Consider the following 23,055-nt stretch of genomic DNA (forward strand, 5'->3'; position numbering starts at 1 on the left):
ATTATTTTTTGTTAAGTAAGATTTATTAACGTTGTCTTTTTCAATCGATTGCATAATACTATTGGAAGACAATGGTGTATTACATAGATGAATTATTATTCTATTGATAATTAATGAGATAGAGATGTAAAAGAGATTTGTTTATGAGTGATTAATAATTTTTTAGTTAAATGTTATTTTTATACGAAATCACTAAAATCATTTTTACGGCAAAAGAACTATTGTTAAATTAAAGGAACGAAATTCATTTTTTACCGTTTGAATAGATAGCATTTGTGCTAGCTACGGTAACATTTAAATAAATAATAAAAACTAAATAATTTCATGAGGATTTTACGAAGTGCATTCCTTATACTTAGCTTATCTATTTTATGGAGTTGTTCATCTTCAGATACAAATGATGAACAAAAATTTACAGCAAAAGAATCTGTACAAGATGATATTTTGCAAGCCTTAAAAGTGGAAGTTAAACCAGCAGAAAATAGAGTTGTAACTTATACCAATAAAAGAAGTGCCTATTTTCAAACTTCAACACATATCTTAAATAGTGAATTATACAGCTGGTTTGATGGTTGGAATATTGGACAAAAAAGAATTTTTACAGATTATGCATTAACGATTGATGATAAGCCATTTGACCGTGCAAATGCACAGGTAAAAGTTTTCCCACACTATTTACAAAGAACTACACCACAAGGAACAGAACGTGTGATCTTATTCGATGATCAAGATGTTATCTATGTTGACTTTCATGGTGTAAAAGGTGATAAAACAAACCTGACAATTGAAGGGAAACAAATTAAACTAGATGGAAGGGATGAAGCAGCCTCTTATTATATTTCTTCAGAGTCACCGGATCATTATGTTGTCGTTGCACCTTCACATATAGAAGGAATTGATAAAGATGGAGCCGCTTTAGTAACCGCTTCAGGAAGAGGAGGATTCTATATTGCTTATGGAAAAACAAAAGAAGAAGGTTTAGCATTAATCCAAAAAGCCCGTACAGATCATGGAACTTGGTTCCAAGAAAGAACTGACCGTATGACTGCTTTGGTCACTGAGAATACAGCGATTAAAACGGAAGATCCTCATTTTGACAAAGCTTTAATGTGGTTAACATTGACAATGGATGAATTGGTAACACACCAGAGAGGTTATGGTATTTATGCTGGTATTCCTTGGTTCAATGAATATTGGGGTCGTGATACTTTCATTTCATTACCTGGAGGTACTTTAGTTTTAGGAGAAACAGAAGTTGCGAAAAAAATCTTACTTTCTTTTGCTGATGTTCAAGACAAAAAATCATCTTCAAAATACTATGGTAGAATTCCAAATATTGTAAAAATGGAATCTCTTAACTACCATACAACTGATGGTACTCCTCGTTTTATCTTTGAATTATTAGATTATATCCAGTATTCCGGAGACAATTCACTGATCAATGAAATGTATCCAACTGTAAAGAGAAGTATTGATGGAGCTTTGAAAAATTGGGTAAATAAAAAAGGGTATTTGACACATGAAGATGCTGATACTTGGATGGACGCTCGTAGAGAACCTGATCATGTTCCATATTCACCAAGAGGTAGTTATGCTAATGATATTCAAGCATTATGGTTTAAACAATTAAATGCAGCAATCTATTTTGCGAAAGAAACCAACAATATTAAAGATATGAAACGTTGGCAAAAAGTGGCAGATAAAGTACAAGCCAACTTTAATAACGATTTCTTTAATAGTGCTCACGAGTACATGGCAGATAGAATAGACCATGATGATCAACCTGATTTCCAGTTTAGACCGAATCAATTATTTGCCATGGATTTCATGACAGATGATGTGAAGAAAATGAAGTTGACAAGAGAAATTTGGGAGCATTTAGTGTACCCTTGGGGTGTAGCCTCTTTAAGCCAAGAGGACCCTAATTTCCATCCTTATCATTTAGCATGGGAACATTATCATAAAGATGCAGCCTATCACAATGGTACTATTTGGCAATGGAATAATGGTTATGCAATGCAACGTATGATTGAAAGTGGTCAAGCAGATATTGCATTCCAATTGTTCGAAAATATGAATACACAAGCATTGGATATGGGTGCTGTTGGATCTATGAATGAAAATGCAGACGCTTTCCCTCACCCAGGTGAAGAATATCCTAAATTAACAGGTACATATATGCAAGCTTGGTCAAATGCTGAACAGTTACGTGTATGGTACCAGCAATTCTTAGGTCTTAGACCAAATGCTATCGAGAATACTATCGTACTGGCACCAAGAATTCCTTCAAAATTGAATAAGTTTTCTTACAAAGAAAAAATGATGGGAGGTACTTTAGTTGGTGAATTCGAACGTCAAAAAGATATCGAAACGTACACTTATAATATGATGGATAGAGATGTGAAATTAAGTTTCCAACATGCTTTATTCCAACCTATTGAAATCAATGTAAAAGCAGGTGAAAAAGTACAAGTAACTCGAAACCAGAAAGAGTTGACACTAACGGTTTTTGGGGTTGATGGAAAACAAAGAGAATTGAAAAAAGAACATTTAGATCAAAAAATGTTAAATCGACAAAAACAGTCTAACGAAATTTTCAAAGGGACACAATTCTGTAAGCCATCTATGGAAAGAGAATATGAATGTATGAAACAAGTTTATCAAAAGAAGTAATCTTTTTTTTAATACAAAAATGAAAAGGTTGTTGAGAAATCAGCAACCTTTTTTTATTTTTATCAAATTCAAATTGCTTACATTTAGGTAATTATTACAGCAAATTATATAACTAACATGAGGTGTTTTATTATTATTATTTTATCAATATTCATTTTTTCATGCTCAGAAAATAAATCATCTACTGAAGAAAATACGGTAGAAAAAAGTGTTTCTACATCAAAGATTGAACAACAACAAACAGTAGAAAAAGAAACCAAAGATGAGGAGTATAATTATTATGTAAAGGATACTTTGATTCGAAATCCCATAACACGTTTAGAGAACCAATATGGTAAAGGTAGAATCCCGTATTATGTAAGGATAAGTGGTTCTCCATTTTTTATTATAGAAACTAAAAACAAATACTTTGGAATCGCTTTGGATTCTTCTAAAGTAATATTAGAACCTATTTACCAAAAAATATATCATCCCAATGTAACACTTAGGGACTGTTTTGAGATAAAAGAGCACGATAAAATTGGTTTGTATAATTACAAAACAAATAAAATTTTAACTCCACAGTTTGATTATATTATTCCAGATAAAGATTCTGATTTTACTATCGCTTATGGTAGGAAGGGAACAGAATGGTTTAGAATTCAAAAAACAAATATTCAAGAATTTTCAAAAGTAGAAATTGATGTAATGTCAAAACTAAGTAATACAGTTTATGATATTGAGTTTGTTGGGAATAATATTTTTGAAAATAGTTATCTTGAATTTTATGAAGAGGATCCAATAGAAGGAGGAGGCTACATGATTTTACCTTCATACATGGATTTTATCTCAAAAGGTAAAAACAAGTATTTTTCTGAAGTTATCATAAAAGAAATCTCAAATACTAATTTTTTTGGTACTGAAAAAGCAGGTTTTGAAATCAAAAATGAAAAGACCGTTCTAAATAATTTATCTTCTTTCTTTGTAGATATTTACGAAAGTGGCGTAGATGCAAGAGGTTATGCATCAAATGACATCAATTTCATTTCCTATAATGAAGAAAATAATGAGCTTGTAGAATCAACATTGGGTAAAGAGAGTTTTTCTTCAGACTTATGTGCTGATTTTGATTATCAAATACTTAATGATTCTATTATTCAAGTAAGAAAAGGGGGACATTTCTATGATAATAAAGGTACTTCTTTTTATACAAAGTATGATTTTTTTAAAATTCAACCATCAGGTTCTTTGGAAGAATTGGTGACCAATAGAAAATTTAATTTCACAAAATTCATTTATATTGACCCTTCTTATTTCAAGGGCTGTTTTGCATGGTCAGTTATTGGTGCAGAACATGGATATGAAAATATGTGGAAGACTGATCACCTTAGCATTGAAGATTTAGATATCATGAGGAATGAAATTTATGCAGACTATGGTTATAAATTTAAATCAAAAAAGTGGCAAGACTATTTTGGAAGAAAATCATGGTATATACCAAAATATGAGAATGTAGACGATCAATTGACTGATTTCGATAAGGAAAATATTAAAGTTATTTTGAAAGTTAAAGAAGAAATGAAGGGAAATGAACAAGAATTTACTAACAAAAGAAAAATAAACTGGACGGCTGCTGGCTAATTTTATTAATAGAAACGAAATTTTCGCAGACTATGGTTATATCTTTAAGTCGAAAAAATGGAAAGACTATTTTAATAAACAATCATGGTACAAGCCTAAATATGAAAATGTAGATGATCAATTGACTGATATAGAAAAGCAGAACATACAAATGATTTTAGAAATGAAAGAACTGATGCTAAATGACAAAGAAAAATACCTTAAAGAAGATAAAGAATATATCACTTTCCCTGGCTAAAAAGTCCTATTTCTTAATTGCTTTAGTATTTGGTTTGATGATAATCCATAAATCCTTGGATTACATCTACCCTAATTTTGAGACAGGTTTTTTACAAGATAAAAAAGAGATATTTTCCTATTATCAAATTTTCCTTTACGGTCATATACTTGGAGCTCCAATAGCTCTACTGACGGGTTTATATCAATTTACTTTCAAGAGAAATAGATTTCATCAAGATGTTGGGAAAGTCTATGTGGTCGCAATTTTATTTTTCGCAGCTCCAAGCGGGTTAGGGATGTCTTTTTATGCCATTGGTGGAGGAGTAAGTATATTCAATTTCTTAATGATGTCTCTTTTATGGGGTGTATTTACTTATCTAAGTTTTAAAGCAATTAAGAAAGGGGAAATCAATAAGCATAAGAAAATGATGATTCGAAGTTTTATCATGACGAATTCAGCTGTATTACTTCGTTTATTTTCTTATTTCAATTATGTGTTAAACATTTTTCCCAAAAAAGAAGGTTATATCATTCTATCTCTACTAAGTTGGTTACCCTTTTTGATAGTTTTTGAGTTGATCAATTTTTACTCGAAAAAGAAAAATGAATTGAAAAAAAAGCCTTATCATCTAGTTTGAAATGATAAGGCTTTTTTGATTTATTCAACTGGAAATTCACCATGAATTTTGACACCTTTTCTATTGATTTCAATTACTTCAGAGGTTATTGGATAACTTGAATTTTTATATTCTTCAATAACTATATCACCTATTCGTTGAAGAAAATAATCTCTATCTTTTTTACTGAATATATAGCAATAATCTCTATTAGGTAAAACAGCATAAAAAGGTAGGGAGTGATGCTTTTTCATGTATTTTTTGAACGCATCACTAAACAAAATTGAACTCTTTAATGCTGGAGAAATTGTCTCAATTGTAATTAATGAATGTCCTTCTAATGTATCCACTGAGATTGTGGATTGTTTCATCAGTTCATCAATGTTGGATGCAATTTCTTTCATTAAATCCTTCTCAGAAATTCCCCAATTTTTTAAATTTTCTTGATTAATATAGGATAATTGATCTTCCTCTTTGAGAACATAAACTTCTTCCACGTTATCTGACAATTTATGATGAAGAATATCTTCGAATGCAAAATCACTTGGAAATACAGAAGTATAAACTTTTGATTTTGCTTCATCCCAAATAGTTAACTTTTCTTTATAATTGATGATATTTTCCACTAAAGCATCAACATATTTTAAATCAGGGTCTTTCTCATAGTCTTTTCTTACGTTTTCAAGATTAATGTGTAAACTCAAATCACCTTTCGAAATATAAATCATTTGTAAGGCATCAACAGAATCTATTTGTATTCCATTTTTAAAAAGTTCTTTTTCAAAGTGTTCAAATACAACATCCTTAGGAGTTGATTGACAATTGAATAAAAAGAAAGACAATAGTAAGTAGTATAGAAAATTTTTCATTGCTCGTTGTAGTTTGGAAGTATAAATGATAATTGAATTGGTTTAAAATTACCAATAAAAATACACTATGTACAAAGAATCTATCAAAAAAAAGACAGTATGTAATATATTGATCATAAAAAACACGTTAAAACAAAATGTTCCTTAGGTTGTTTCTATAATTGATCAAATAAAATACGATAAAGATGAAAGACAAAGTGACTATTTTTTGGTTTAGAAGAGACTTAAGAATTGAAGATAACAAAGGTTTGTATTCAGCATTACAAAGTAAATATCCAGTTATACCTATTTTTATTTTTGACGAAGATATTTTGGATGAGTTAGAAAAAGATGACCCTAGAGTCACTTTCATTCATCAATCTTTGAATTCCATAAATAGTCATCTTAGAGATCTAGGAAGTTCAATATTAGCACACAAAGGTAAAACGCTAGAGGTATGGAAAAATATTATTGATACTTTTGATGTAAAAGAAGTATACAGCAATGAAGATTATGAACCTTATGCAATTACAAGAGACCAGAAAATAATAGAGCTATTAGAAAAAAATAATACGAAATTCGAATTAATAAAAGATCAAGTCATATTTGCAAAAAATGAAGTCTTAAAACCTGATGGCAAACCATATACTGTATTTACACCCTACAAAAAGAAATGGTTAAGCCATTTTACATTAGATGATTTGAAAATGGTTCCTTCTGAAAAAGGAACAACATACTATCCATCAGATTTTCATTTTCCTACTTTAGAAGAAATGAATTTTGATGAATCTAAAATTAAAGTGCCTTCTTATACTCTTAAATATTTAGAGGAATATGATAAAATGAGAGACTTTCCCTATGAAGACAAAACCAGTCATTTATCAACACATTTACGTTTTGGGACAGTCAGTATTCGTCAGATTATTCATAATGTAAAAGGTCATGATTCCTTCTTAAGTGAATTAATATGGCGAGAATTTTTTATGCAAATTTTATTTCACTTCCCTAAAGTCATTGATCATAATTTTAAGGCTAAATATGATAAAGTTCAATGGAGAAACAATGAAGAAGAGTTCCAAAAATGGAAGGAAGGAAAAACAGGATACCCAATTGTTGATGCAGGAATGAGAGAACTCAATGCAACTGGATTTATGCATAATCGAGTGCGTATGATAGTAGCTGGATTTTTGTGTAAACACCTCTTAATCGATTGGAAATGGGGGGAGGCTTACTTTGCGAGCAAACTCTTGGATTATGAACTTTCTGCAAATAATGGTAATTGGCAATGGGCGGCAGGTACAGGTTGTGATGCAGCACCCTACTTTAGGGTTTTTAATCCTACGACACAGACAGTTAAGTTTGATAAAAAATTTGAATACATCAGAAAATGGGTTCCTGAGTTTGATAGCTTGAATTATGTCCAACCTATGGTGGATCATAAAATGGCAAGAGAACGTGCTATTGAAGTCTATAAACAAGGATTATCTTAATAATATTGTATTAAAATATCTTTTGGTTTTCAAAAACACATCTAAAAGTTATAATTCACTATTTTTTTTTGAAATCAGTTGGTGTATTAGCATAAAATAGAGTAGATTCAATATGAAAATTAATCCAATTCCATTGTTAATTCACAATAAATTTGAGTAAATCCACTGTTCTTTTACCTTTAATAGGCTTCGAAAACAATAATATACTTTCTTTAGAAGGACAACTTCTTACATTCAAAAGTAAATATCTTGATTTGACTGCTAAACCTGAAGGATTTAGAAGACATGTCTCAAGATTGTGGAGATTATATAGCCAAAAACCTGTTAAGTCAAACAAAATTTATGCACAGTTAGGAGAGGAGAAGTTTGAGATATCTTTAGATGAAAATGGGTATTTTAGGTCTGAATTTCAGCTCACAAAATGCTACACAAATAAAGAACTGAATTCACTACTACATTTTTATCTTGATGAAAAACATACAGATAAAATTACTTTGCCAGGAGTGTCAAAGGGTGCAATTAAGAGAATTCCTGAAGAAAGAAAATACATGGTTATTTCTGACGTTGATGACACTGTATTGATAACACACGCGACTTCTTTTTTAAAACGTATTCCACAAACAATTGTGAGACATGCATTTAAACGAAAAGAGGTGAAAGAAATGAGTAAGTTCTACAATGAAATGAAAACACAAGGTGCTTCTTTTTTCTATGTCTCCAATAGTGAAATGAATCTTTTTTGGATCATTAAATTATTCTTGACGACTCGAAATTTTCCATCAGGACCTATATATCTTCGTTATCATAAAAACTGGAAAAATTTTATATCTTCTAAAAATAAAAATATGGGATTGGGGCTGAAAAAGTCTCAGCACAAGATTGACAGAATTTCTTATCTGATTCAAAAATTCCCAAATAGTAAGTTTTTATTAATCGGAGACAGCGGACAGAAAGATCCTTATACCTATCAGCATATTGCGAATCTTTTCCCTAAAAATGTTTCAGGAATAATGGTGAGAGATGTTTCTAATGGAAAAAAAGATAAAGAAATGCTTGAAATCAAAGCAGATTTAGAGAAGCTATCGATTCCCTTTCATATTTTCCATGATCCCAAAGAAGCAATGCGTTTAGAAAGAAGATGGTATAAGCAATTAAATATTCATTCCACTATTTCATAGCAATCGATAACTGCATATCATCAAACTGCTCTACAAACAAATCATACACCTCAAAGTCTTTGTCAACTTCTTTAATTTTAGCTTGTAGTGGTTCATCATCATTAAAGACCGTAACAATCTGTGAATTGAATTCGATACTCAAACATCCAAAAGCTTTATAGATCGCTTCTTTTATCGTCCAAATTCTTGTTGCAAGAGTAGGGTTCTCTTTGTCTCTTTGCGCGTAGTTCAGTTCTTCAGTATTGGCAAAACGAGGAATCAAACGAAGTACTTTTGGCTGAATACATTCGATATCAATACCAATTTTATTTTGAGAAGTATCGATCACTGCAGCTGCATAACCTCTAGAATGTGAAATGGAAATAGAGGTGTCATTATCCAACAAAAATGGTTTTCCATTTTCAGCTTTTTGAAGTCCTTTAAAAGGTATGGAGAATTGTTTCAATAAGAAATATAACGCCACTCTTGCAGAAATACTTTCTAAACGTACTCTATCGTTTTTGATATGATCAAATGTACAATTAGTTCCCACCAAATGAGGTAATAAATTTTCTTCTTCTTCTTCAATTTTCCATACTAGAAAATGAATGTGATCTGTTATACTTTCAGATTTAATAATTCCCATGATACAAAAATAGAACTTTTGAGAAATAGCCTTCCATTGTATTGACAAAAACTAATAGAAAGAAGTGATATTAATACAAATTTTAAGATATTTGTTTCGACAAATAAAAAACAATGATGAGACAAAAGTTAGAGGTTGAAAAATTAGCCACATTTGGTGGACATAAAGATGGATTATATAGTGTTATCCGTTTTGATGATCAAGGAAAATTCTATACAGCTGGAGCCGATGGTTTTGTAGTTGAATGGGATTTGAATGACCCTGATAAGGGAAAATTAATTGCAAAAGTACCAAATACTGTCTATGCATTATGTCCTTTAGAAGAGACTCATCAAATAGTAGTAGGTCAAAATGGAGATGGTATTCATCTTTTAGATATAAAATCTGGAAAAGAATTAAAATCGTTGAAACTTACTGACCAAGCGGTATTCAGTATTCAAAGATTTAAAAATAACCTTTTTGTAGGAACAGGTGATGGTTGGCTATTTGTCATAGATCTAGATTCTTGGACAATAAGTAAGAAAGTAAAAGCTTCTGAAAAATCAATCAGAACAATCGCTGTAGATACACAAAGAGAAAATGTTTGGGTAGGAACAAGTGATCATACAATTTATGGATACACTATCGCTACTTTAGCTGAAGTGAGAGAATTAATTGGTCATGAGAATAGTGTATTTGCATTAACTATTTCACCAGATCATCAATATATGCTGAGTGGTGGGCGTGATGCACATTTGAGAATTTGGAATCTTGATGGTTTTATTGAAACGCAAGAAGATATTGTCGCACATATGTATACAATCAATGATATTTCTTTCAGAAAAGATGGAAAATACTTTGCGACTTGTAGTAAAGATAAATCAATCAAAATCTGGAGAACTGAAGATTTTAGATTATTAAAAGTAGTAGATAAAGCAAGACATGCAGGTCATGGAACTTCTGTAAATAGAGTAATTTGGCTAAATGAAGAAGTAGTCGTCTCTGTTTCTGATGATCATAGTGCATCAGCATGGAAAATAATTGGACTTTAAGTGAAAAATCACCAAAAGTGGGTATTGTGTAGAAAGTGAATAGGTCTTAAATTTACTTTTAACAATATTCTAATAGACTTATCATAAGATAGTATTCTAGCATGCAGCATAGAATATAATTTATGAAGAAGAATTTTGATTAAAAGTGTGTGAATGCTTTTAATTATTTTGAGCGAAAAATGAGTAAACGCCAAGGTGATGCCTTGGCGTTTATTTTTTATTTTTTTTTCTAAAGGTTTAAGTTCATTTTGATACCACCACGCACCCAACGTCTTGGCATAGGAATATTTCCTAAATCATAATATTCTACATCCAATAGGTTAGAAGCCTCTACATAGAAATTAAATTTATCCCACTTATAATTTACTTTTAAATCCATAGTAAATACAGGGGTGTATTCAATCTCTTCACCAGTATCCCAATCATCAAACCCACCGTTTCTATCTTGATAGATTAATTGCCAGTTGGCAGTTAAACCTTTGACAAATAATAAGTGACTAATGCCTAAAGTTTCTTTATGATTTAAATAATCAAGTACATATTGCGAACCTAATTCTTCAGCTCCTTTATCGGAATTTAGATAAGCAGCTGATAAATGAATATTTTGTAAGAAAGCTTCTGGATGTAAGATTTTTCTAAAGTCGAAATTAGCATTTAAAGTAATTCCACTCATCGTTAGAGAACTATAGTTTTGAGGTTGGAAGATGCTGTTACCATTTTCATCTTGACCAATTGCTACCCAATCAATTATATCAGTTCCCCATCTTCTAAATGCTGATAAACTACCACTGATTCCATTTTTCTCATACTTAGTACCCAACTCCAATGTTGTAGCTCTTTCTTCATCCAAGTTTTCATTACCAATATTATTATATCCAGAATAATATAAATCAGTATAAGTTGGTAGACGCATTGCAGTATTTGCTGTGGCAAAAAGTCGTACAGCATCTGTTAGTTCATAAGATAAATCTACACCAGGGAAGACATCAAATCCGTCATCTGTAGAATCTGCGGCTAATTGTGTATTGTAATTGAACATTAAACCTGCAGAGGCCGTAAACTTACCAAGTACAACATTTTGTTCGATATATAAACTATAATTGAATCGATCAGCACCTTTTGTGTAGTCTATTCCATCTTCGTATTTGACAGGAATTGGTGTAATGTCTGTACCCAAACTTGTACTTATGATTCCTTCATATCTTGCATCAACACCAATTGAAGTTTTACCGATTTTAGAAGGAATGATTGTATTTACATTTATACCCGCAGCATCCATTCTATGGTGATTATCTGCTACAGGATTATCTTCCCACCATTCATAATGATCAAAAGTTCTATTCCAATAAATCGTCGGTGATACCTTAATTTCTCCATCATTTGTGAAACGGAGTGAACCATGCATTAATTTGGTTCTTTCATGTTGTGTATCTGAATTTCCATAAAAAGCATTGGCATCATAATCCTTATCAGCATATCCAGCAGTTAAATCGAATGTACCGCCTTTAACATCATAACTTCCATGGTAATATGCATTTACATTGTCAAAACCTGTATTGTCTGTATATCCATCACTATGTCTATAAGATGCGGCAAACATATGTCTTGTCTTATCAGTAGAGAGATTTACTTTACCTACATATTTCTGAAGATTATAATCTCCATACATTGCATGAGCGTAAATACTATTTTCATCCAAAGGTTTAGTTTGAACATTCACAGCACCTGTAAATGCATTCGCACCAAAAACGCGTGATGCAGGACCTTCCAAAACTTCTATACCATTGACAACTTCCATATCAAATGGCATAAATAAATTAAGGTGACCGGTCTGTGGATTATTCATGTTGATACCATTCAACATAATCAATGATTGATCGAATGTACCTCCACGAATAATTACATCTCCTTGAATATCTAAAGGACCACGAGATTTTATATCCACAGAGGAAACATAATCTAATGCTTGATCAAAACTTTGAATGGGCATTTCTTGCAGTTTTTCAGGCGTAAAAAGCGTTATAATTCTTGCCTGTTCAGAATAGGATTGAGGTACTCTTCCTGAACTAACCGATACTTCATCCAAGTATTGTGTCGCTAGACTATCAGCTTTTCCTAAATCTGTTTGTTTAGTTTCTTGAGAAAAGGCGTTGAAATGTACAATCGCTAAAAGTAATGAAGTAAAAAGTGTAAAGTGTTTTTTCATTTTAATCCAATAAAAAAGCACTAACATTAGAATTTGTTCTAATGTTAGTGCTCAATTAGTAAAAATATAAATAGGCTAAAGCCTTGATGTTACCAAAACTGGCAGCAAAGTCAACTTTAGAAGTATTTAAAACCAATGATGTAATAGGAGAAATGGATTCCATATTGAGGTCATCCAGTACTTCTTCCTTACTTTCTTTCAACAAGAATAATTGAGAAACGTTTGCTTCTACTAATAATCTAGGAGATTGAAAGTGAATTTGAATATTGAGTGTACAGATCCTTATCTCTTTTTTCAAAGAGTTAAAAACGGCATAACTTTTACGTGCCCATCTTTTAAAGTAGATCTTGTTACCCATGCATTCTAATTATTACGCCCCAAAGTAAAGACTAAATTTTTGAAGTTTATGCGACTGTTAATGGAATAATAACAGACATTAACAAGCTAAATCGTCTCCATTCTAACTACTGTGTTTGAAAGTACCTTTTAAGGTAAGCGGCAATAAAAGAATTCAATCGTATACTATTTCCTTCAATAATTTCAACTTTATGTTGGCCATCACATTGAGATGTCTGGGCACCATTTAAATAGATTCCATTTGGGGCTCCAATAGCTTCATTATCAATCATTCTTTGTAAACTATTGACAATAAGCTTTATGTTAGATGCTCGTGTAAACTTATGATTTTGAAGGTTAGGTAAAGTTAAATCACCTAATGTGATGTATGAGTTTTCATGCTTTATATCGATGGAAGCAACAAATGAATTTGCAGTCTTATTCCTTAAGCTTTCTAAAGAAGATAGGATAGAGGTATTGTCAAAATTATTACTTTGACTGTAGCCTTTTGTGACTAATAAAAATAGTAGAGAAAATAATATTAGCGGTCTCATTATAATTAGGTAAAATTCGTTTTTTTGATTTAGTTTATGTATTCAAATTTACAAAAAACAAATCTTATAACATTAGGTGTTTTGACTTGTTATGTTAAAAGTTTAAGTTTAAACAAAATAATAAAATCATAGATCAATAGAACCATGATTGTAGTAACTGGAGGTAGTAAAGGTATTGGAAAAGCGATTATTGAAAAATTCGCAAAAGAAAGTAAAAATGTTGTTGTTTGTGCACGAAATGAAGCTGATTTGGCAACTTTAAAAGCACAAGTAGAAGCAGATTATAAAGTAAATGTATCAACTTTTGTTGCAGATGTATCCAAAAAGGAAGAATGTCAAAAATTCATTGATTTTGTCAATGCTCATGAAGAAGATATTGAAATTTTAGTCAATAATGCTGGGGTGTTTGTACCTGGATCAATTCATGATGAAGATGAAGGAGCATTCGAAATGATGATGCAAACAAATATGTATTCAACGTATTACATTACAAGAGGCTTGATCAAAAAAATGATCGAAAATAAGCATGGATATGTTTTCAATATTGCTTCCGTTGCTTCATTTGTTGCTTATGCAAACGGTGGATCTTATGCAATTTCAAAACATGCAATGTTAGGTTTTTCAAAATGTTTAAGAGAAGAAATGAAACCTTATAATGTGAAAGTAACTTCAGTAATGCCTGGAGCCACTTACACAAATAGTTGGGCGGGTGTAGATCTCCCAGAAGACCGATTTATGAAACCTGAAGATATTGCAGATTTAGTACTTTCGGCTTATAAACTATCTAACAGTGCAGTGGTTGAAGACATTATTGTCAGACCGCAACTTGGAGATATTTAATGAGTTAAGAATGAAGAGTTAAGAATGAAGAACGAAGTTTCTAACTAAGTGATTATTTTTTCATTCTTAATTCTTTACTCCAAAAGGCACTTCACATTCCAAAATAAAATGCATCCCTAGTGGCGCTATTCTCATCTCTTCTTCACTTGGAGATAACTCAATCAAACGCTTCATTAAAAGATTTTCTAGAATTATTTCGATATCAATACTTGAACACCCTAAGGTTCTCTGTGCCCATTGTTCCATTCCTAATACAGGTACCCAAATTGTAGAAGTTTCATATTCAATAAAAGAGTTCTTTTTTAGGTAATGTAAAATTTCAACTTCTTCCAATGAAGCATCTCTTAGTATTTTCACTAAAGTTAGGTGTTGTCGGCAGGGATTATTATAGGTAACTGCATTAGCTAAAAGAATAGCCCAACGTTGTTGTTGAATTTTTAAAGATTCTAATGCAGAATCAGAGATAAAGGCATGTATAGTTTTTAATGGTATTTTACGGACAGAGATATTATGATCTACCAAGAACTTTCTAGCCATTGTAATGATCGTATGAGAGTTGATTTGTTGCCAGTTCTCAAATGAATGTGCTCTTCTATCGCTTTCCGCTACATGTTCAAGAAACTTAAGGTTGTCTTGTATGCTCATAGTTCACTATTAAAAAATTTCGTCATGCAAAGATAAATGAACTTTTGAAAAAAGTATTACTTTTTCTTCACTAAGGAAACCATTAAGAATAACTCAATATTCTTAGGTTATTGATTATAGTATTATATATCAATAAGTTTATTTATTTCAATATATTTTTAAGGTCACTTTTTGGTGAATATTATAAAGAAAAAACTAATTATGATATATAAATTTAAAAAACCAGGAATATGCATACTCATAAATTATTACATTAATAATTTACGATTTAAAAAGGATTAGTTATACATTTCAGACTCTGATTCTGTATCATCACTAAAATAATCATGATCGAATTCTTCATTTTGAAGAATATAATGACTGATTTTTAATAATGCCATCTCAGCGGTACACAACCCAAAAGGAGAAACCCATCTGTTTTGTGCAAACTTAAAAGTAAGTGGATGATAAAAGAACTGATGACGATCTTCATCCCAGAAAGGCATAATCATCCATTGCATTGTTCCTTTTTTACATGATATCCATTTGAAATTGGGATGACGTGAAGCATTTCCCATGATTTCAATTTCATCAAAATCAATTTTGCTTACATTAATCATTGTTTCAAGGTCTTCAACAGCTTGATTGACTCTTGTTTCAATAACTTGGATATGTGCAAAATAAGCATTGATAAAATTACCAACCTCTTCAGGAGAATTTGTTTTTAATGTTGTAGGAATACCTTTCTTTAAATCGAAAAGATGAGGTTTTACTAAAAATGTTTCTTCATCAGGTAAATACATTACCACCATTTGATGGTATTGACCAATCGGGAATGAACCATAAATCGGAGCTTCCACAGCTTGAGTATAATCAAACATATTGTGCCATAAACTACCGAAGAACTGCTGTTCTTCAGTAATATGACCTTTCACTAAAGAAAAATTGTTGATTCGTTTTACCATTTCTTCTAAATGGAAAACAGTTTTATAACGTTTGGTATTCGTTAGGTCTATAGAATTCCAATCTGACCATTCCCCTTTCCAATTAAAATAAGACACATTCGGTAATCTTAATTTATAATCAAAACATGAAGGTAAATCCAATGTATAACCTGGATAATATAGCGTTTTACCGTTTTCTTCAGCCCATTTCATCTCAATTAACATAGAGATAAAACCTAAACCATCTTGCTTATATTCATAATCATAGATAGCCATAAGGCTTGAAATAGCTGTTTCTCCAACATCAAAATAAGACGCACCGATCAATTGATCGTCTTTCCAGAAACTAACTTGCCAAGTATTATAAGGCAATGAATCGAACTCATCAATGGCATTTACTCCAAAGTATTCCACTAAAGATTTGTCTTCTTCATTAAAACGATTCAAACGATACTCTTTAAAAAGTTGACTATGCTTGAGTGTGATTTCGAGGGGCTTAATTTCGATGTCAAATTTTCTAAAGGTCTGATTGATTTTCTTACGCTGAGATTTAGAAAACATTTGGGTGGTGAGGGCGCAACGAAGAGGAAGAACCCCATTCATTTGGTCTTCAAAAAACATCATTTCATATGATGCCATGTTGCGGGCATGTCTAAAATATCCCTCAGCTAAAAGCTCATCAATTCTAATTGGAGTAATTTGCTCATCATCCGGAGAAATTACACCAAATGCTATATCATAATACATTGTAAGAAAAAAACAGAAATCACACTGATTTTGTTCCCCAAATTAGGTAAAGTAGGTGAGAATAGGACTAAAAAAAGTCGATTTTATACAAAAGAAGCATGATTTAAGGCTGTTTTACACAAAAACAATTATAAACCATGCTTCTTACAGTGTACTATTTTTTCAAACTTTTGACAATTTTGAAAGGCAAAAGTTGATTGTGTCTAGATTATTTACCCCACTTAGAAGGTGCTGATCTCCATGATTTTAGAGATTCAATATCTTCTGCTTTGATGTAATCTTTTTCTAATGCTAATTCTAACATTGCATTGTAATCAGAAAGCGTTACAAGTGGAATTCCAGCATTTTTGAAGTTGTCTACTGATAAATCAAAACCATAAGTGAAAATAGCAGCCATACCTAAAACTTCGATACCCGCTTCTTTTAAAGCTTCTGAAGCTTTTAATGAACTACCGCCAGTTGAAATCAAATCTTCAATGACTACTACTTTTGCACCTGCTTTTAATTCACCTTCAATCATGTTTGTCATACCATGTCCTTTTGGCTTTGATCTAACATAAGCGAAAGGAAGACCAAGTGCGTCAGCAATTAAAGCCCCTTGAGGAATACCTGCTGTAGCTACACCTACGATAGCTTCTGCATCTTCGAACTGTTCTTGGATTTTTGCACAAAGAGCGTTTTTGATGTACGTTCTCGCGTGAGGGTACGATAAAGACAATCTGTTGTCACAGTAAATTGGAGATTTCCAACCTGAAGCCCATGTGAAAGGTTCGTTAGGACGGATTTTGATAGCATTAATTTCCAATAAAAGTGAAGCAACTTTTTTTGCGATTGTATTTTCCATTGTTATTGCTGATGTTGTATGTAAGTTCAAAACAGATTAATTACTGTCTTTTTTATCTTTGCAAAAATAAGAGAGAAATTCGTAAAATAAATTTCTGATATTTGTTTTGATTAAAATAAATGTCAATTGACACAAATGAGAGAAGGATTTCAACAAATATTAAAGAAATTTTGGGGTTATGATGCCTTTCGACCTCTTCAAGAGGACATTATAGAAAATGCATATCAAGGAAAAGATACATTGGCACTACTTCCCACAGGAGGGGGTAAATCTATATGTTTTCAAGTGCCCGGTATTGCAAGAAAAGGTGTTTGTATTGTAATCACTCCCTTGATTGCTTTAATGAAAGATCAAGTAGAGCAATTGACAAGAAGAGGAATTCCCGCTAAAGCACTTTATTCAGGATTAAGCAATAGAGAAATAGATATTCTGCTTGAAAATGTAGTGCAAGGAGCAGTGAAATTTTTATATGTTTCTCCTGAACGTTTGAAAACACCCATGTTTTTGGAACGCTTAAAAAGAATGTTTGTAGGACTTCTTGTCGTTGATGAAGCTCACTGTATTTCTCAATGGGGATTTGATTTTAGACCTCAATATCTAAGGATTAAAGAAGTAAGAGAACAAATTCCTTCGGTTCCTTGTATTGCATTAACAGCTACGGCAACTGTAAAAACACAAGAAGATATACTTGAATACCTTTCTTTTAAAGATTATAAAGTCTTTAAAGGAAGTTTTAATAGACCAAATCTTTCGTTTTCTGTTTTCAAAATTGATGACCATAAAGCAAAACTCTTAGATATTCTCAAAAAAGTTGAAGGTTCTGGTATCGTATACGTCAGAACAAGAAAAGAAGCAATGCAAGTTGCCGATTTATTGAATAATCAATATATCACAGCTGATTTTTATCATGCAGGCTTACCAACAGAAAAAAGAGAACAAAAACAGAGTGCTTGGATTAAAAATCAAGTCCGTATTATGGTTTCTACGAATGCATTTGGAATGGGTATTGACAAACCTGACGTAAGAGTGGTTGTCAATATGGGTGCTCCAGAAAGTCTTGAAGCTTATTATCAAGAAGCGGGTAGAGGTGGACGTGATGGAGAGAAAGCGTATGCTGTGTTATTGTGCTATACAAATCAAAGACAGCGAATTTTAGAATGGGTAGAACAACGACATCCAAACATTGACTTTTTAAGAAGAGTATATCAATGTTTGGGTAATAATTATAGATTGGCAGTAGGGAGTGGAGAGATGACTTCTTTTACTTTTTATATTAAACCTTTCATCAAAAAATATGATCTTCCTCCAACGGAGACATATTATGCTTTAAAACGTTTAGAAGAACAAGAAATTCTATTGTTCAATGAAAGTGTTTTTCATGACCCTACGGTAATGATTAAATCATCGGCTGAAGATTTCTATGCATATCTTATTCGTCATCCTCATTTTGAATTAATGATGAAAGGAATGCTTAGAATGTATGGCGGTGATCTATTTAACTCCTTTGTAAGAATAGATGAAAAAGACATTGCTTTCAAAAATGGAATTCCATTGGATAGAGTAACTTCTATGCTTCATGAATTACATAAATTGGATATCATTAATTACGAACCTAAAAAAGATAGACCTCAGATAACATTCATCATACCTCGTCATTTACCAGAAAGGTTACCTATTAATAAGAAGCTTCTTTCTCAAAGGAAAAATCAAGATTATTCTAAAGCAAAATCTATGATTCATTTCATTGAGAATAAAAATAAATGCAGAAGTATTACGCTAAGAGAATATTTCGGAGATTATGAAGGAGAGAATTGCGGTATTTGTGACAATTGCCTTCATAATAAAAAGACAAATAAGTGGGTGAAGGAAGTGAAGTCTTATACAGAGGATATTTTAGAATGTTTAAAAGAAGATGAATATTCTTTACATGAATTAGAAAGTACACTATTACCAGTCGATCTTGATGGTTTTACAAAATCATTACATGACCTTTTCGAAGAAAAAAAAGTGAAATGGTCAGAGGATAAGAAAATTACTCTTGTGTAGTCATTAATTATTAATTATCTAATATTAAAAATGAAGGTTTTGCTTCAAATTTGAAAATAATTATGTTTGCGGTTTATATTCAAGTTGTGACTTGTTAGAAAGTGAAAGACGAGACAGTGATTTATTAGTACGATGTCTAGTCAATAAGAAAAATAAGAGAAAATTACTTTGAGAGTAGATATAGAAAACCCTAGAGTCAAATGTTATAAATGTATGAGACCTTCTGTTTCATGTGTATGTAAATACGTTAAACCTATTGAAACAAAAACACGTTTTGTTTTGCTTATGCATCCCATGGAGTATAGGAAGGAAAAAAACGGAACAGGTATTATGACGAATCTTCAACTTGAAAATTCAGAAATTATCGTTGATGTTGATTTCACAAACAATAAGCGTGTAAATGAAATTTTGGAAAATGAAGCAAGTAGTTCATTCTTACTTTATCCAGGAAAAGAAAATTTCAACTTATCAGAACGAAACAGTGCTGAAATAAATACTTTTTTAGGCGATAGCCCTCATCTTTTTATTCTGGACGGAACATGGCCTTGTGCTCGTAAGATGTTAAGATTAAGTAAGAACTTGCAATCACTGCCGAGGGTAAGTTTTGATAATAAAATCGTATCTAAATTCATTCTTAAGCAACAACCTGAATCTCTTTGTTTGAGTACGATTGAATCAGTGTATACTGTTGTAAATTTACTTAGAGATGCTGATGTAGAGCATTGTGATACGGAAGGTTTCCTTCTTCCTTTCGAGAAAATGATTGAATATCAGGTGAAATGTATTTTAGATCCTCATAATAATCATTATCGTCCAAGTCATAAAAAAGGATTGAAAGTGAAGAATTTATATAATAAGGCATCAGATCGAAATATTATTTTCGAATCGAAATAAGACTTAGATAAAGATTGGGGAGCAATTTTTTATGAATAGAGAAATCTCTATATAAAAAAAGAAAGCACTAGAATATTCCAGTGCTCTCTCCTCGACAATTTCATTAACTACAACAATCTTTCTTTACATGTATTAACGAATGATTGTAAATAAGGTTACAGAAATTGTAAAAAAATTATTTTTGTTTTTTCAAAATCGCTTTATTAATACTCTTTACTAGAGCAGGACCTTCATAGATAAAGCCAGTGTACACCTGTACTAATTTAGCACCAGCTTCCATCTTTTCTATGGCATCTTCAGCGGTGTGAATACCACCTACGCCAATAATATCCAATGTTTTTCCTGATTTTTCGTAAAGATATTTGATAACTTCAGTAGATCTGTTTCTTACAGGTACACCTGATAAACCACCCATTCCGATTTCCTCTACTTTTTCTTTTGGTGTAGAAAGCCCATCTCTACTAATTGTAGTATTTGTAGCAATCACTCCATCGATTTTTGTTTCTTGAACAACTTCTAAGATGTCATCCAATTGCTCATTTGTCAAATCAGGAGCAATTTTCAAAAGAATAGGTTTAGGGTTTGCTTTCTCAGCATTAAGTGCTTTTAAAGTACCTAATAATTCTTTTAGAGGTTCTTTATCTTGAAGTGCACGAAGGTTTGGAGTATTTGGAGAGGAGATGTTGACAGTGAAGTAATCTACATAATCAAATAAGGCATAAAATCCTTTTTTATAGTCTTCTACTGCTTGTTCGTTTGGAGTAACTTTGTTTTTACCAATATTACCACCAACGATCACTTTTGATTTTCTTTTCTTTAAACGCTCAACAGCTGCTTCAACACCTTCATTGTTGAAACCCATTCTGTTGATTAATCCTTGATCAGGAGGAAGTCTAAAGATTCTTGGTTTTTCATTACCCGGTTGACCAACAGGCGTAAGGGTACCGATTTCAATAAAGCCAAAACCAAAAGATTCAAATTCATCAATCATTTTAGCATCTTTATCAAATCCAGCCGCTAGACCTACAGGAGATGGAAATTTAATACCAAATACTTCTCTTTCTAATTTTGGATCATTTATCTTATAAATACCTTTAGCGATACTTTTTGCAAATGGCAAAGAGAAAGCAGTTTTTAAATAATTAACTGCAAAATGGTGGATTTTCTCAGGATCTACCTTAAAAAAGAAAGGTCTGACAACAGATTTGTAGAAACTCATTTCGACACAAGAATTAAGACATAAATGAAAACCTACGATCGGTTTTCGGATAAAACGGTGCAAAGTTAAGAGAATTAGGGGAATAATGATATTAATTTTCAATAATTAATGAGCATTAGGAAATTACCAACTATTATAACTGTAGACTTTGTTCATTTATCTTAAATAACGACCTTTGCACTCTTGAAAAAATAGAAGTCATGGAAAACAATATTAAACTACCTCAAATCGATCTGGCAGATTACCAATATGATTTGCCAACAGAACGCATTGCAAAGCACCCACATTCACCAAGAGATGAATCGAAATTAATGCTTTACAAAGAGGGGAATATTGAACATAAAATATTCAAAGACATAGTAGGAGAGTTAGATGCTGACTACACTATGTTCTTTAATAATACAAAAGTATTACCTGCTCGTCTTTATTTTAAAAAAGAGACAGGTGCACAAATTGAAGTGTTTTTATTAAACCCAATTGCCCCAACAAGAGATATTTCTGCGGCTATGTTAGCAGAAAGTGGTACTGTTTGGGAGTGTGCAATTGGTAATTATAAACGTTGGAAAGATCAAGAATTAGTAGCGGCAGTGAATGTCAATGGCAACATTGAAAAATTGACCGTTAGCCATGAAGATCGTGAAAAGAGATTTGTGAAATTCCAATGGGAAAACCCTGCACTTAAATTTGTTGATATTATTAGTGCAGCAGGAAATACACCACTTCCTCCATACATAAAAAGAGAAGCGACTGAAGAAGATAAAGATACTTATCAAACAGTCTATTCTAAAAATGAGGGAGCTGTAGCAGCACCAACAGCGGGATTACACTTTACAAAAGATGTTTTAAAACAACTTGCAGGCAAAGGTGTAAAAGAAGAAGAAGTTACTCTTCACGTTAGTGCGGGTACTTTCAAGCCAATTTCTTCAGATATTGTGACGGATCACGATATGCACAATGAGCAAATCATTGTCACAAAAGAAAATATTCAAGCATTAGTAGAGGCTAAAAAAGTAGCATGTGTAGGTACTACTTCTATGAGAACTTTAGAAAGTACGTATTGGTATGGTGTTCGTTTATTAGAAGATGAAAATGCTACTTTCGATATCAAAAAATTAGAGCCTTACGAAAAAGCAAATCAAGAATTGCCAACAAGACAGGAAGCTTTTCAAGCCGTTTTAAACTTAATGGAGAAGAATGGAGTGGATTCTTTAAGTGGAGAAACTTCTATTTTCATTATGCCAGGTTATACTTTCAGAGTTATTGATGCTTTAGTCACAAACTTCCACTTACCAAGTACAACGTTAGTATTACTAATTGCAGCATTTATTGGTGAGGATTGGAGAAAAGTATATAATGCAGCTTTAGAAAACGATTACCGCTTCTTAAGCTACGGTGACTCATCATTACTTTTCAGAAATTCTTAAGAATTTCAAGTATTAAGAGTAAAAAATGAAGAGTTAAGAACTAGATTAATAACCCAGTTCTTAACTCTTCATTTTT

General features: G+C 31.8%; 20 protein-coding genes. 11 read left to right on the forward strand and 9 right to left on the reverse strand.

Going from position 1 to position 23,055, the window contains the following annotated elements:
- Nucleotides 1–324: 324 nt before the first annotated feature.
- From ACXAHM_RS13045 to ACXAHM_RS13060, 4 genes are all read left to right on the forward strand, one after another.
- Entirely contained in the window at nt 325–2,673 is a 2,349-nt protein-coding gene (locus ACXAHM_RS13045) for an amylo-alpha-1,6-glucosidase (RefSeq protein ID WP_474960885.1), read from the forward strand.
- A gap of 117 nt (nt 2,674–2,790) precedes the next feature.
- Entirely contained in the window at nt 2,791–4,293 is a 1,503-nt protein-coding gene (locus ACXAHM_RS13050; RefSeq protein WP_474960886.1) for a YARHG domain-containing protein, read from the forward strand.
- A 4-nt stretch (nt 4,294–4,297) separates the two neighbouring features.
- Nucleotides 4,298–4,531, forward strand: coding sequence for a YARHG domain-containing protein (locus ACXAHM_RS13055; RefSeq protein WP_474960924.1), 234 nt, complete (start codon nt 4,298–4,300; stop codon nt 4,529–4,531).
- Nucleotides 4,476–5,150 carry a DUF2306 domain-containing protein gene (locus ACXAHM_RS13060; protein ID WP_474960887.1) on the forward strand — a complete coding sequence of 225 codons (675 nt, stop codon included), beginning with the start codon at nt 4,476–4,478 and terminating at the stop codon, nt 5,148–5,150. The genes ACXAHM_RS13055 and ACXAHM_RS13060 overlap by 56 nt, the downstream gene beginning before the upstream one ends.
- A 20-nt stretch (nt 5,151–5,170) precedes the next feature.
- On the opposite strand, the gene ACXAHM_RS13065 is transcribed toward ACXAHM_RS13060, so the two are convergent.
- Complete coding sequence (locus ACXAHM_RS13065; protein ID WP_474960888.1) at nt 5,171–5,998, reverse strand: DUF1444 domain-containing protein; 828 nt, start codon at nt 5,996–5,998, stop codon at nt 5,171–5,173.
- A gap of 185 nt (nt 5,999–6,183) precedes the next feature.
- Between ACXAHM_RS13065 and ACXAHM_RS13070 the strand changes: the two genes are divergently transcribed.
- Together ACXAHM_RS13070 and ACXAHM_RS13075 are read left to right on the forward strand one after the other, a co-directional pair.
- Nucleotides 6,184–7,467, forward strand: a complete 1,284-nt coding sequence (locus ACXAHM_RS13070; protein ID WP_474960889.1) for a cryptochrome/photolyase family protein — start codon at nt 6,184–6,186, stop codon at nt 7,465–7,467.
- 152 nt (nt 7,468–7,619) lie between these two features.
- Nucleotides 7,620–8,645 (forward strand): phosphatase domain-containing protein, encoded by a 1,026-nt coding sequence (locus ACXAHM_RS13075; protein WP_474960890.1) that lies wholly within the window; start codon nt 7,620–7,622, stop codon nt 8,643–8,645.
- Here the strand turns inward: ACXAHM_RS13075 and ACXAHM_RS13080 are convergent.
- Nucleotides 8,635–9,270 carry a 4'-phosphopantetheinyl transferase family protein gene (locus ACXAHM_RS13080; protein ID WP_474960891.1) on the reverse strand — a complete coding sequence of 212 codons (636 nt, stop codon included), beginning with the start codon at nt 9,268–9,270 and terminating at the stop codon, nt 8,635–8,637. The two genes, ACXAHM_RS13075 and ACXAHM_RS13080, sit on opposite strands and share 11 nt — an antisense overlap.
- Nucleotides 9,271–9,383: 113 nt before the next feature.
- On the opposite strand from ACXAHM_RS13080, the gene ACXAHM_RS13085 reads away from it, so the two are divergent.
- Nucleotides 9,384–10,301, forward strand: a complete 918-nt coding sequence (locus ACXAHM_RS13085) for a WD40 repeat domain-containing protein (RefSeq protein WP_474960892.1) — start codon at nt 9,384–9,386, stop codon at nt 10,299–10,301.
- A gap of 229 nt (nt 10,302–10,530) precedes the next feature.
- Here ACXAHM_RS13085 and ACXAHM_RS13090 read toward each other — a convergent pair whose 3' ends face one another.
- From ACXAHM_RS13090 to ACXAHM_RS13100, 3 genes are all read right to left on the reverse strand, one after another.
- Nucleotides 10,531–12,507 carry a TonB-dependent receptor plug domain-containing protein gene (locus ACXAHM_RS13090; RefSeq protein WP_474960893.1) on the reverse strand — a complete coding sequence of 659 codons (1,977 nt, stop codon included), beginning with the start codon at nt 12,505–12,507 and terminating at the stop codon, nt 10,531–10,533.
- A gap of 55 nt (nt 12,508–12,562) precedes the next feature.
- Entirely contained in the window at nt 12,563–12,865 is a 303-nt protein-coding gene (locus ACXAHM_RS13095) for a hypothetical protein (RefSeq protein ID WP_474960894.1), read from the reverse strand.
- Between the two features lie 106 nt (nt 12,866–12,971).
- A complete protein-coding gene (locus ACXAHM_RS13100; protein WP_474960895.1) occupies nt 12,972–13,397 on the reverse strand; it encodes a hypothetical protein in 426 nt (141 codons plus the stop codon).
- Between the two features lie 144 nt (nt 13,398–13,541).
- Between ACXAHM_RS13100 and ACXAHM_RS13105 the strand changes: the two genes are divergently transcribed.
- Nucleotides 13,542–14,237, forward strand: a complete 696-nt coding sequence (locus ACXAHM_RS13105; protein WP_474960896.1) for an SDR family oxidoreductase — start codon at nt 13,542–13,544, stop codon at nt 14,235–14,237.
- Between the two features lie 66 nt (nt 14,238–14,303).
- Here ACXAHM_RS13105 and ACXAHM_RS13110 read toward each other — a convergent pair whose 3' ends face one another.
- The 3 genes from ACXAHM_RS13110 to pyrE all read right to left on the reverse strand — a co-directional run bounded on the left by ACXAHM_RS13110 (nt 14,304) and on the right by pyrE (nt 17,396).
- Nucleotides 14,304–14,882 carry a hypothetical protein gene (locus ACXAHM_RS13110; RefSeq protein ID WP_474960897.1) on the reverse strand — a complete coding sequence of 193 codons (579 nt, stop codon included), beginning with the start codon at nt 14,880–14,882 and terminating at the stop codon, nt 14,304–14,306.
- 278 nt (nt 14,883–15,160) lie between these two features.
- Nucleotides 15,161–16,552: a hypothetical protein gene (locus ACXAHM_RS13115; protein ID WP_474960898.1), complete on the reverse strand. Its 1,392-nt coding sequence runs from the start codon at nt 16,550–16,552 to the stop codon at nt 15,161–15,163.
- 208 nt (nt 16,553–16,760) lie between these two features.
- Nucleotides 16,761–17,396, reverse strand: a complete 636-nt coding sequence (pyrE, locus tag ACXAHM_RS13120) for an orotate phosphoribosyltransferase (protein WP_474960899.1) — start codon at nt 17,394–17,396, stop codon at nt 16,761–16,763.
- Nucleotides 17,397–17,531: 135 nt separating this feature from the next.
- Between pyrE and ACXAHM_RS13125 the strand changes: the two genes are divergently transcribed.
- Both ACXAHM_RS13125 and ACXAHM_RS13130 read left to right on the forward strand, forming a co-directional pair.
- Nucleotides 17,532–19,442, forward strand: a complete 1,911-nt coding sequence (locus tag ACXAHM_RS13125; protein ID WP_474960900.1) for a RecQ family ATP-dependent DNA helicase — start codon at nt 17,532–17,534, stop codon at nt 19,440–19,442.
- A gap of 168 nt (nt 19,443–19,610) precedes the next feature.
- On the forward strand, nt 19,611–20,336 hold the full coding sequence (locus ACXAHM_RS13130) for a tRNA-uridine aminocarboxypropyltransferase (RefSeq protein WP_474960901.1): 726 nt from the start codon (nt 19,611–19,613) through the stop codon (nt 20,334–20,336).
- 175 nt (nt 20,337–20,511) lie between these two features.
- On the opposite strand, the gene ACXAHM_RS13135 is transcribed toward ACXAHM_RS13130, so the two are convergent.
- The gene (locus ACXAHM_RS13135; protein WP_474960902.1) at nt 20,512–21,555 is read right to left on the reverse strand and encodes a quinone-dependent dihydroorotate dehydrogenase; all 1,044 of its coding nucleotides are present in this window, start codon (nt 21,553–21,555) and stop codon (nt 20,512–20,514) included.
- 200 nt (nt 21,556–21,755) lie between these two features.
- Between ACXAHM_RS13135 and ACXAHM_RS13140 the strand changes: the two genes are divergently transcribed.
- Nucleotides 21,756–22,979 carry an S-adenosylmethionine:tRNA ribosyltransferase-isomerase gene (locus tag ACXAHM_RS13140; RefSeq protein ID WP_474960903.1) on the forward strand — a complete coding sequence of 408 codons (1,224 nt, stop codon included), beginning with the start codon at nt 21,756–21,758 and terminating at the stop codon, nt 22,977–22,979.
- The last annotated feature ends 76 nt before the right edge of the window (nt 22,980–23,055 follow it).

Source organism: Flammeovirga sp. AWQ4_249 (assembly GCF_056161045.1).